9 protein-coding genes and 1 tRNA gene are annotated in these 12,191 nt (G+C 42.6%); 4 read left to right on the top strand and 6 right to left on the bottom strand.

What is annotated here, in order from left to right:
* Nucleotides 1-25 precede the first annotated feature (25 nt).
* From AC25CA_RS00610 to AC25CA_RS00600, 3 genes are all read left to right on the top strand, one after another.
* The gene (locus tag AC25CA_RS00610) at nt 26-1,279 is read left to right on the top strand and encodes a Glu/Leu/Phe/Val family dehydrogenase (RefSeq protein ID WP_486815099.1); all 1,254 of its coding nucleotides are present in this window, start codon (nt 26-28) and stop codon (nt 1,277-1,279) included.
* Nucleotides 1,280-1,579: 300 nt separating this feature from the next.
* The gene (locus AC25CA_RS00605; protein WP_486815098.1) at nt 1,580-3,679 is read left to right on the top strand and encodes a ribonucleoside triphosphate reductase; all 2,100 of its coding nucleotides are present in this window, start codon (nt 1,580-1,582) and stop codon (nt 3,677-3,679) included.
* A 1-nt stretch (nt 3,680) separates the two neighbouring features.
* A complete protein-coding gene (locus AC25CA_RS00600) occupies nt 3,681-4,364 on the top strand; it encodes an anaerobic ribonucleoside-triphosphate reductase activating protein (protein ID WP_486815097.1) in 684 nt (227 codons plus the stop codon).
* Between the two features lie 60 nt (nt 4,365-4,424).
* On the opposite strand, the gene AC25CA_RS00595 is transcribed toward AC25CA_RS00600, so the two are convergent.
* The 5 genes from AC25CA_RS00595 to AC25CA_RS00575 form a co-directional block, all read right to left on the bottom strand.
* Nucleotides 4,425-5,555, bottom strand: coding sequence for an MFS transporter (locus tag AC25CA_RS00595; protein ID WP_486815096.1), 1,131 nt, complete (start codon nt 5,553-5,555; stop codon nt 4,425-4,427).
* Nucleotides 5,545-6,000: a MarR family winged helix-turn-helix transcriptional regulator gene (locus tag AC25CA_RS00590; protein WP_486815095.1), complete on the bottom strand. Its 456-nt coding sequence runs from the start codon at nt 5,998-6,000 to the stop codon at nt 5,545-5,547. Before AC25CA_RS00590 ends, AC25CA_RS00595 begins: the two co-directional genes overlap by 11 nt.
* Before the next feature lie 139 nt (nt 6,001-6,139).
* Nucleotides 6,140-7,510, bottom strand: coding sequence for a PhoH family protein (locus AC25CA_RS00585; RefSeq protein ID WP_486815094.1), 1,371 nt, complete (start codon nt 7,508-7,510; stop codon nt 6,140-6,142).
* A 97-nt stretch (nt 7,511-7,607) separates the two neighbouring features.
* Entirely contained in the window at nt 7,608-8,408 is an 801-nt protein-coding gene (locus tag AC25CA_RS00580; protein ID WP_486815093.1) for a carbon-nitrogen hydrolase family protein, read from the bottom strand.
* A gap of 100 nt (nt 8,409-8,508) precedes the next feature.
* Nucleotides 8,509-8,595: transfer RNA gene (locus AC25CA_RS00575), tRNA-Leu, on the bottom strand.
* Nucleotides 8,596-8,695: 100 nt separating this feature from the next.
* Here AC25CA_RS00575 and AC25CA_RS00570 point away from each other — a divergent pair.
* On the top strand, nt 8,696-9,931 hold the full coding sequence (locus AC25CA_RS00570) for an MFS transporter (RefSeq protein ID WP_486815092.1): 1,236 nt from the start codon (nt 8,696-8,698) through the stop codon (nt 9,929-9,931).
* A gap of 41 nt (nt 9,932-9,972) precedes the next feature.
* On the opposite strand, the gene AC25CA_RS00565 is transcribed toward AC25CA_RS00570, so the two are convergent.
* Nucleotides 9,973-11,919 carry an endonuclease MutS2 gene (locus AC25CA_RS00565; protein ID WP_486815091.1) on the bottom strand — a complete coding sequence of 649 codons (1,947 nt, stop codon included), beginning with the start codon at nt 11,917-11,919 and terminating at the stop codon, nt 9,973-9,975.
* Nucleotides 11,920-12,191: the final 272 nt, after the last annotated feature.

Here is a 12,191-nt window from a genome sequence, read left to right as displayed (position 1 = left end):
CGGAAAATTTTAAGGAGGTACTACAGTGGCAGAAAAAACGTTAAATCCTTTTGAGATTGCCCAACAACAAGTCAAGAATGCTTGTGACCAACTACAAGCCGATCCAGCAGTATATGAATTGCTAAAGCAACCTATGCGTGTTCTATCTTTCCCCGTTCCAGTAAAAATGGACAATGGTGAAATTCGCGTATTTGAAGCATTCCGATCACAACATAATGATGCAGTTGGCCCAACAAAAGGCGGAATTCGGTTCCATCCCAATGTAAGTTTGGATGAGGTTCGTGCCCTTTCCACTTGGATGACATTCAAGTGTGGTGTTGTTGGTCTTCCATACGGCGGCGGAAAAGGCGGAATCATTGTAGATCCGAAACAACTTTCCGAAGGCGAATTAGAACGATTATCTCGCGGATATGTTCGTGCTCTAGGCGACTTTATCGGTGACCGAAAAGACATCCCTGCTCCTGATGTAAATACAAATGGAAAAATCATGTCATGGATGGTTGACGAATTTTCAAAAATGCATGGCCAATTGATTCCAGGCGTAATTACCGGTAAGCCCGTTGAATTCGGCGGTTCTTTAGCTCGTACAGAAGCGACTGGTTATGGCGTATTTTTAATGATTCGGGAATCAGCTAAAAAAAGAAACATTGATTTAAAACAAACAACTGTAGCCGTTCAAGGCTTTGGTAACGTTGGCAGCTTTGCTGCTTTCTACTCCATGCAAGCCGGAGTAAAAGTCGTTGCTATTTCCGATGCATCTTGTTGCTTATACAAAAAAGACGGCTTGAATATTCCAGCTGTAATTGAATACAAGAAAACACACGATACCATCAAAGGCTTCCCAGGAGTCGATGAAGAAATGGATCGAGACGGAATCTTTGGAATCGACGTAGAAATTTTTGCTCCTTGTGCCCTTGAAAATGCAATCACAAGTGAAAATGCCGATCTAATTAAAGCAAAAATTGTTTGTGAAGGTGCAAATGGACCAACAACACCAGAAGCAGAAGCAATCTTGAACGGAAAAGGAATCTTAATCGTTCCAGATATCCTAGCCAATGCCGGTGGCGTTACGGTTTCCTACTTCGAATGGGTGCAAAACCTTCAAAACTACTACTGGGGCTTCACTGAGGTTCAAGAAAAACAAGAGCGCTTGATGGTTGATGCCTTCAATGCAATCTGGGAAATGATGGATCATGCAAACGTAGAAATGCGTACAGCCGCTTATATGATCTCTATCAAACGTGTTGCAGATGCCATGAAACTTCGTGGTTGGTTCTAAAATAAAAAAATTAACATCCTCTAAAGATAAAGGACTTGCGAAACTACTCCCGCGAGTCCTTTGTTTTGTTTAAAAGGGTGCAGATCAAAGCCAGAAGGCTAAAATTCTGCACTTCTTTTTATGAAAAACATCAAAATATTTATAAAATTAATCTTTCGGAAAATTTAAACATTTATCTATATCTCGTCTGTTTTTGGGGATATATACATTATGTCCACAATATGTTGTTGTTCCACCTTGTTTTCCTATCTAAAAAAGCATACAATACTTCTTGTAACTAGACTAAAGGAGGAAAGAACCGTGATAACCCGCATACAGAAACGAGACGGCTCGATCGTACCATTTAATCAGGATAAAATCGCCATCGCAATTGATAAAGCTTTCCGTGCAACCCAGGAGGGATCTACCGCTGAATCAATCCGCTTGGCTAACCATATTGGAGAAATCCTATCAGAAGCATATGGGGCAGGAGTCCCCAATGTTGAGAACACGCAAGACTTTGTTGAACAAACCTTAATGGAAGAAGGCTACATAGAAACAGCTAAAGCTTACATTATCTATCGAAAAAAACATGAGGACCTTCGTGTTGGCCACAAGAATCTTTTTATGGATGCAGAACGACTTGTTGAAGAATATATTTCCTTGGAGGATTGGCGAATCAACGAAAACGCCAATATGGGCTATAGCCTTCAAGGCCTTAATAATCATATTGTTGAAGAAATCACAAAAAAATATTGGCTCAATAAAATCTATACCAAAGAACAACGACAAGCCCATATCAATGGTGATATTCATATCCATGACTTAGGACTTTTGGCACCATATTGCTGTGGTTGGGACTTGGAAACCCTATTATTGAAAGGATTTCAAGGTGCATCGGGTAAAATGGAATCAAGTCCAGCCAAGCATCTTTCTGCCTTTCTAGGGCAAATTGTCAACTGGCTCTACACCCTTCAAGGCGAAGCGGCAGGTGCACAGGCCGTCAGCTCTTTGGACACCTATGCCGCCCCATTTATCCGTTATGACAACTTGAGCTTCGAACAGGTGAAAAAAGCGGTTCAAAGCTTTGTCTTCAACCTGAATGTGCCAACACGCGTTGGATTCCAAACACCATTTACGAATGTCACTTTAGACATGACGCCTCATACCTTATTAAAAAAATCACCAGTAATTTCTGGCGGCAAGGCCATGGATGACACATATGGAGACTTCCAAGCAGAAATGGATATGTTTAATATGGCCTTTTTTGAAGTTATGATTGAAGGGGATGGTGCGGGCCGCTCATTCAGCTTCCCAATCCCAACCATCAACATCACAGATGACTTTCCATGGGAATCACCTGTTTCTACCAAACTAATGGAAATGACAAGCAAATTCGGCACCCCCTACTTCGCCAATTTCCTGAATAGCGACATGAAACCAGAAGATGTACGCAGCATGTGCTGTCGACTACGTTTAGACAACCGGGAGCTTCGTAAGCGTGGCGGTGGTCTTTTCGGTGCCAATCCACTAACAGGATCCATCAATGTCGTTACTTTAAATATGGCAAGGATAGGCTATCAGGCAAAAAGTAAGGAAGAATTTAAAGCGAAAATGCGTCCATTGATGGAATCGGCTCGAGATATTTGCGAGCAGAAGCGGGTACTTTTGGAACAATATATGGATTCTGGTCTGTATCCATACTCCCGTTACTATCTGCAAGGAGTAAAAGAAGGCCAGGGCGGATACTATAAAAACCACTTCTCCACCATCGGCTTAAACGGCATGAACGAAGCCTGCCTCAATCTTTTTGGTAAAGACATCACCTCGGAAGAAGGCCAATCTTTTTCCATTGAAGTTATGGATTTTATGAATGAAGTTATTCAAGATTTCCAAGAAGAGACCGGCAGTTTATACAACCTAGAAGCCTCTCCAGCCGAGGGTGCAACCTACCGATTTGCCCGCATGGATAAGCGGATCTATCCTAAGATTATTACCTCGGGGGACAAAGAACCTTACTATACAAATTCAACACAATTGCCTGTGGGACACACGGCAGACATGTTTGAAGCCCTGACCCTGCAAGAAGAGCTGCAAACCCGCTATACCGGTGGTACCGTTCTTCATGGCTTTATTGGGGAACAGATCGAAGATCTGGACGTCTTAAAAGATCTCTTGTACAAAAGTTTGAAATTGACACGAATTCCCTATCTAACCATTACACCAACATACAGCATTTGCCAAGAGCATGGCTACCTAGCCGGCGAGCAATGGACTTGCCCAACCTGTGGCAGCCAAACAGAAGTTTGGTCTCGCGTCGTTGGTTTCCATCGTCCGGTACAATCATGGAATAAAGGAAAACAAGAGGAATTTGCTGGGCGCACGACTTTTGCAACCAAAGAAACCTTGAAGGAAGCCTAATATGATCGTTGATTTCTTAAAATCCAGCATGATCGATTACCCTGGAAAAATCGCCTCCGTTCTATTTACGGCAGGCTGTAATTTCCGTTGTCCTTATTGCCACAATGCGCCACTGGTCACTGGAGAAATGGAAACAAAGGATCTTGATTCTTTGTTGGATAATCTGATCAAGCGCAAACGTTTTGTCGATGCGATTGTCATCTCCGGCGGAGAGCCAACACTCCACGCCGACTTGCTGCCCTTTTTAAAGGCATTGAAAAGTCAAGGCTTCTCCATCAAACTGGATACTAATGGAACAAAGCCCAACCGGCTAAATCAATGGATGCGGGCCGGTGTGTTAGATTACATCGCCATGGACATCAAACAAGCTATCCCGAAATATAGTGCTATGGTTCATACGTCTGTTGACTTGGAAGCGATCGAGGAAAGCGTCTCATTGATTCGATTAAGTGAGATTCCCCACGAGTTTCGCACCACCGTTTATCAAGAAGGCTTTCAGCAGGACGACTTTCTCTCCATTGCAAAATGGCTTAAAGGAAGTCAGCGATACGCCATCCAAAATTTCCATCCACAAGAGGAAGTCGTGAATTCGTCTGTCAAAATGACACCCTATTCCATTGAAACTCTACAGGAAATTCAAAAGAGTTTGATTCCCTACTTTGGGGAAGTCATTCTGAGAAAATAACAAAAACGTCACCGGATTCCTTTTAGGAATTCGGTGACATTTTATTTTTCAATATTCTAATTAATTAATTCTGCACCTTTTCATCCACATGCCTAAAAGAAGAGTTAAACCCATGGCCATATAGTATGGAAATCGAATATCTGTCACATTCATTGCGCTTTGTACGCCTTGAACAAGCAAAGGGGATACGAATTGTCCCAAATATAACATCGAGCTGGTTATTGCCATTGCAGAAGTTACTTCTTTTTTATCTACAGTTGAAGCAATCTGTGAATTCAACAAGGGCACAAGCAAGCCCAGTCCAAATCCGATACTCAACAATCCAGCCATAACAAGGATTATGCTGTTCCCTATGGAAAGTAACAAATAGCCCCCAAAGAGAAAACCGCAGGAAACATATTTTGTTTGATCCCCAAATCGTTTTTTTACGATGCTAAATTTCATTCCAATTAAAAAGGCTCCTAGTGTTTGAATCGCCATAACAGCCCCTATCAGCGAGGGATTAAAAAGCTCCTCCTCCATAACCACCATAGAAAAATTGGAAGGCAGGGTATAAAATATCAGCATTGTTGAGAAGATGCCTATTAAATATGGCCCGATCTGCTTAATTAACCGAAAGCTGACTCTACGATTTGAACCCTTTAATTCGGTGTCTGGTAAAAACATCACGATCAGAATCAACACCAATACGCCCAACAAATAAACCGCAAAACTATATCTCCAATTAAATGTAACCAAGACACCCGATAAGCTCATTGCAATAACTCCACCTAAATTGTTCATGGCTGACGAATAACCCATTAGTTTCGTTCGCTCGTCCTTATCAAAAAAATATGAAATAAGACCTGTCGACAATGGCATAATCAATCCTACACCCACGCCTAATACTGCCCGAAAGACTAGCAGCAAATAAATATCGTTAACCACTCCAGCTCCACAACCACCTATGATATAGATCACCAATCCAAGGATAGCTATTTTCTTGATCGACAACACCCTTGCTACTTTATGAAACGCCACTGTTGTGAAAATAATAAATAGCGAAGGTAAGGTGATAATCAGTTTTATCAACAGAGGATGAACATCATTAAAATGAGCAGCAATCGCTCCCAACGCCGGAGCCGTTGCCGCACCAGCCATAACCGTGATTAAGGACAATGATAAAATTGCCATTTTTATTCTAGTCTTCATTTCCGCCCCTATTCTCTTGTACGGCATTCTTAGACATCACCATTAACATTGCAATTCCTTGATCAACCTCTTCAACAGTTAAATCATTCGCCAGTATGTCTGTCCAGGCTTTCAATTTTCCAAGAATAATCGGTTGAATTTTTTCTCCTTTTTCCGTCAAAAAGATTTGATACGCTCTTCTATCATGACTATTTTTCGCCCTGGTAATATAGCCTTTTTCCTCTAAGCTTTTCATGACACGAGTGGTAAGTGCTTGATCAATAATCAGCTCTTCAGACAGCATCTTCTGATTCACGCCTTGATTTTTTGAAATATTAATTAGAAATATGTACTCGGATGAGTTTATATCATACTCATCGAGAGCCCGATTAATATATATTTGAAATTGCCGATATAATATCGACACCCATTTACCAATACTTCTCTCTTCCGAATTCTTTGTCATCTTATCCCCCTTTATAATGATTGACATATCAAGTATATGATACAGATTAATAATTGATATGTCAATCATTTGCTTTTTTTTCATAAAAAACCAGAAAGCTCACAACAGTAAACTTTCCGGCTTCAATTCAACTTTGTATTTATCTCATTCTAACCGAACTCTCCGATGCCAATGGTGATCGCTCACAATCTTCTTCCGACAAGGTCAATTGGTAGCAAAGCGGACTTCCCTTCATACGATCCGCGGCGTAGCAGAGACCATTGGTTCGTTCATCTAGAAATGGGTGATCAATCTGTTCTGGATCTCCCACCAAAATTATCTTGGTTCCCCCACCAGCACGAGTAACAATTCCCTTGACCTGTCGCGGTGTCAAGTTCTGCGCCTCGTCAATGATTACCCACTGCTTGGCAATAGACCGTCCACGAATATAGGCGATCGCTTCTGTCGTAATAATTTTGCGATCAAAAAGCTCATCAATTTTATCCTTCAAATCCATCTCACTCTGATAGCGTTCCGATTCATTGCTGTCCACTAGTATCTCCAAATTATCGATTACCGGTCGTAGGAACGGTGCAATTTTTTCTTCTTCCGTTCCTGGCAAGAAACCGATATCTTCATCCAGTTTCACATTGGGACGACAAACCAAAATTTTACGGTATCCTTGATCCGTAACTTGAAACATCTTATGCAGTCCTACTGCCAATGAATAAAAGGTCTTTGCCGTTCCAGCTGGACCTTTAACAATCACCAGCGGCGCTGAATGCGCATCCATCATCAAGGCTTCCTGGAAAAACTTCTGTCGCACATTTCGAGGTTTTACACCAAAGGGTCGTTCCTGGTCATATCGTAAGGGCACAATGCCCTTGCCATTATATCTGCCCAATGCCGTCTGCTGCGGATTGTCACTCGAATGCAGAACTAAAAACTCATTCTGTATTAAATCCGGTTTCTGGTGAACATTATCCGCATAAAAAACATCCGAAAGCGATAAGACATGGTCTTGATAAAACCGATTCATTCCTTCCCCGGTAGTCCATAGGTCAGAAACTCCTTTGTATTGCTCATCATAGGTCGGCGCCTGCTCATTAAGAAAATCCTGAGCCGTAATTCCGATCACATCGGCTTTGATCCGTTCAAAAATGTCTTTTGTAACCAGAATTACCTGCTTCCCATCATCTTGCAATCCCTTGCAAACCCGTAAAATCCGATTGTCATTCTTGGCGTCTTCCCAGCTTTCCAGAAGTACGACGGACCTGTGATTCATTTCGATCCGTAGGGTTCCACCATTTTCCAATTCCAATCCTTGTGTCAGGTCGCCCTTTTCCCTCATACGATCCAAGAGACGGGCGACTTGTCGAGCATTAGCGCCCAATTCTGAATTGTCCTTTTTAAATCGGTCCAACTCTTCTAGAACCACTTCGGGTAAAACGACTTGGTTGTCTTCAAATGAAAACATGGAATATGGCGATTGCAATAAAACATTGGTGTCCAGTACAAAGGTTTTCTTCATGAGTGATCTCCTTCTCTGTCTGAATTTTAATACTTTTTCTTCAAGTATACTCTTTTCATACCCCATTTATATAAAAAAAAGACCTCCACCACAAGATTTAGTGGTGAAGGTATTCCTTCATAATCGGTAGACGCCCGCGAATGTCTCCAACTTCACGTAATTGCAAGGTTTCAATGATCAGACCCTCTTGACGTTTCAATCCACTCATCACTTGACCCCACGGATTCACAATGAGTGAGTGACCCCACGAATGATAATTCGCATTCGAATTCAATGCTGGCGCACAACCCACCATAAATAATTGCTGATCCACAGCGCGCATTCGAAAGGTCAATTCCCAATGAGCCGGTCCCGTCGTTTGGTTAAAAGCAGCAGGCACAACAATCACATGGGCTCCAGCAACAGCCATTTCCCTAAATAACTCAGAAAATCGAATATCAAAGCAGATGGCAATGCCAATCTTTCCAAAGACCGTATCGACTACCGTTATTTTTTCTCCAGCTGCCAAAGTATCTGACTCAAAGAACTGAATCTTCCCAGGCACATCAATATCAAAGAGATGAATCTTTCGATGCTTTCCGATCAAGTGCCCATGGGGATCAAAGATATAGGAGGTGTTGTAGATTTCTTCTCCATCTGACTCTGGCACAGAACCAGCCACCAAATACACATTATATTCCCTCGATATTCGGGAAAGGTTTTGAAAAACTCTGCCGCCTTCCGGCTGTGCTTCCCGCTTAAAAGCCTCATGCTCATAGGGGCAGATAAACATCTCTGGTAAAACAACCAAATCCACACCCTTTTGCACCGCTTCTGCAATCATCGCTTCCGCTTTCTTCAGGTTTTCTTCTGCTGAATCAACCACCATCATCTGACAGACTCCAACTGTACATTTCATGACCTTTCCTCCTTATTCTTCCTTTTACCCCAATCAACTATGAAAAAACTGCACAAAAAAACCCATATGCGAGATCACTCTTCACACATGGATCTTTTATTGGTGCAAGAGAAGGGACTCGAACCCTCACAACCTCTCGATCACAAGAACCTGAATCTTGCGCGTCTGCCAATTCCGCCACTCTTGCAAATGAACATTCTTATTATAACATAATTCATGAAAGTTTCCATTTTTATCTTGAACTTTTTTCCATAAAAAGTTATATACTAGAGAGTAGGAGGCACAACATGACAAGCACACAACAAGCTATTAAAAATGACAAGCAAATTAAAAAATTCTGCGCCTACGGTTTTCTTAAAAACCTGAAATTTTTCGAACCTTATTTGGTGGTCTATCTGCTGGGATTCGATCTCAATCTATTCGAAATCGGACTCCTTTATTCCCTGCGGGAAGCCATCATGTATCTCTTTGAAATTCCGTCTGGAATCATCGCGGATCATTATGGAAAGAAAAAAGAACTCATGATGTGTTTTCTCTTCTATATGGCATCCTTTGTCTTTTTCTTTATCGGGGGAAGCTTTCTGATCTTTGCCATCGCCATGTTCTTTTTTGGTCTGGGGGAAGCCTTTCGTTCCGGCACCCACAAGGCTATGATCTACGGCTATCTAGAAAAGAAAAACTGGTTTGATCAAAAGACTTATGTCTATGGACGCACCCGATCATTCTCTCTTGTGGGATCGTCCATATCAGCCTTGTTGTCCATCATCTTTGTTTTAAGCCTACCAAGCCTACGTGGTTTATTTCTTATCGGTGTGATTCCTTATCTATTGGATTTTCTTTTAATCGCATCCTACCCCGATTACCTGGATGAGCGACGTGAAACGACACTTTCCATGGGCTTTGTTTTCAAAGAGGGTCTTGGTTCCCTCTCTGTCTTGAAACAGAACCGCCAACTTCGAGGACTCCTCTTGAGTTCTTCCAGCTACGATGCCTTCTTTCGAACCATTAAAGATTATGTTCAGCCCTTGCTATTGATCCTCTTCGTCGGTTCTATACAAGACCAAGCAACCATGCAGGTCAAAGTCACCCTTGGTGTTTTATATGGTGCTATGAATCTGGCTAGCGCTTTCGCATCGCGTAATGTGTATCGGTTAACCAATCAATCTTCTCCTCTGGCCTGGATGAACCGTCTATTCGATGGATTTGGTTTGCTCATAGGATTGATCGCTCTTGGTGTATGGATCCAACAGCCGATCATTATTATGATTGCTTTCTTCTTGCTTTTTATCATGAAGGATATGCGGCGCCCGCTCTTTGTTTCCGCAGCCGGCGATTTAATTCCAAAAAAACAACGCGCAACCATTCTCTCTGTAGAAAGTCAGCTACGCGCTTTGATGCTCATTGTCTTGGCTCCGGTCTTCGGTTTCTTGGCTCAACAATTCAGTCTGTCCCTACTTTTCTTAGGTTTAGGCCTTGTTATTCTGATTATTAACCGCTGGTTGGTATCCAACATGACCAAGTAATTTACCCAATTGATACGAGGGGAGCATCATGCTTCCCTCTATTATTTTGCCTTGCTTTTTGCCTTCTGATAGGCTCGCGCCAGATCAGGCAAATCAGAAAAACGTTCGTTCAACTCCTCCTGATTCTTGAATCGGCCTTTGGATATATCCTTCTCCAACTTCCGCTTGGCAAATGAAACAAATAACTGACTCATATCATAATCTGGTGGGTAAAGATCTTCAGCCTTTGCAAGCCGCTTCACGCGCCGTCTGGGCAAGACTCGCTCCTTAAAATCTTTCACCACTGTCACTGTTCCTTGTTTTTCATTTTCCATATACACAATTGCCTTTTCATCAGTGTCCAAGCAACGAACCAAATCCCCTTGGGTTAATGACTCATAATTTTTCTTCTCTTTCGCTGCACGCTCTTTTCGTTTCTTAAATTCCACCTCTTTAAGGTTTAAATCCTTGGATTCGTGCTGCTTATGCTCAGCCATTTCCTTGGCACGAGCCAAGACCCGTGGTTTCAATCCCAATTCCTGAGAAATCCAAAAGGCATTGCTATCGCCAGAAGCCCCCATTTCCAATTGATACAGCGGTTCCAAGGTCTCAGGATTAAACTTCATCCGCGCATTTTCAAAACCCGGCATTTGTTCTCCAAAATCTTTCAACACCCCATAGTGGGTTGTCACCACGGTTAAAGCCCCTTGCTTATACAAATCCTCTAAGATTGCCATGCCCAAAGCTGCACCCTCACGCGGATCCGTTCCGGTTCCAATTTCGTCGAGCAGGACAAGCACACCGGGGTTCGATCGATTGACGATGCGAACCAGGTTGGTCATATGTCCAGAAAAGGTACTCAGTGATTGTGTTAAATCCTGTTGATCCCCCACATCCACCAAAATCTCCTTAAAAATCGGCAATTCTGTTCCTTGACCCACTGGTAGATGAAGGCCCGCCTGAGCCATTAAAACAAACAATCCCAAGGTCTTTAAAACAACGGTCTTGCCACCGGTATTTGGTCCTGTAATCACTAATGTTCTCGCTTTTTCGCCCAATTCAAAGTGAAGGGGCACGGCATCTTCAATCATGGGGTGACGCCCAGCGTGAATGACCATCCGCTCTCCTTGGTGGAGTTTTGGTTGTCTGCCATCCATCTCAAAGCTCAGCTTGGCTTTAGCAAAGGCAAAATCATATTCTGTCATCACTTCGATATTTTGTCGAATTGCCCGTTCTTCCAGCATGACCAATCCCGTTAAGGTCGAAAGGATCTGATAGACTTCCGCTTCGATTCCGCGCTCAATGCTATAGAGTTCTTCCGTGAGTTTGCCCATGACAGTCGGTTCCATAAAGAGGGTCGACCCCGTCGCACTCTGATCCACAACCGTTCCCGGAAATTTCGACTTGTTCATGGCCTTGACAGGCACAACAAACCGGCCCCGTCTGCGACTAACAAATTGATCCTGCAAGAGCTTGGACATTTCTGGTCGCTTTAAAAAGGAATTAATCCGCATCTTGATATTCTTTTCCAACTGGTCCTTGGATCGATTCAATCTCCATAATTCCTTGCTTGCACGAGGATGCACCCCTTGTGGCCCCACCGTTTGATGAATTTCTTCTTCTAATTCTGCCATTTCTTCCAGATTCATGGCATAACTGGCCAGCTCTGGCGCTAGATGGTATTGGTCAACCATAAATTTTTTCATGGATCGACATCCGCGCATAAAATCTGCAATGGCAATTAATTCCTTAGGCTGCAAAACATACTCTTTCTCGGCGCGATTTAAATCCTGATCAACGCCTGAGATCCCGTAAAGGGGCACCGAGCCCTGTACGTTTAAGATTGCTTTCGCTTCCGTTGTTAATCGCTGACGTTGTAAGACAACATCTAATCGATCTGACGGTTGCAAGTTTTCGATTTTCTTTTTCCCCAAAGAGCTGTTGGCACAAGCCATCAAGCGCTCGCGAATCATTTCAAAATCTAGGGTGTCTTTTCCTGTTTCTATCATTTCTGTCTCCTTTCATCGCCAATTCTGATGAAATTCTGGATTCAAGTATAAAAAAAGGATCGCAGAAACTCTGCGATCCACAATTGCAACTTATACAAGGTGGAGTCCCCGAAAGGGACGCGGATAGTAGATTTCATCAGTAACTGGCCGGTTTACAGGCACCACAAAATAGGCCTTTCAAACCATTCCAAATTTTCTTTACTGAATGAAACCTCGAACCATAAAATCCTCCTTGTTCAAAATCATTGTATCTTGATAAATCTAAATTGTCA

This window comes from Gottschalkiaceae bacterium SANA (assembly GCA_036323355.1).
In the GTDB taxonomy this organism is placed as follows: Bacteria; Bacillota; Clostridia; order Tissierellales; family GPF-1; genus GPF-1.
This window is presented reverse-complemented; position numbering and strand designations above follow the sequence as displayed.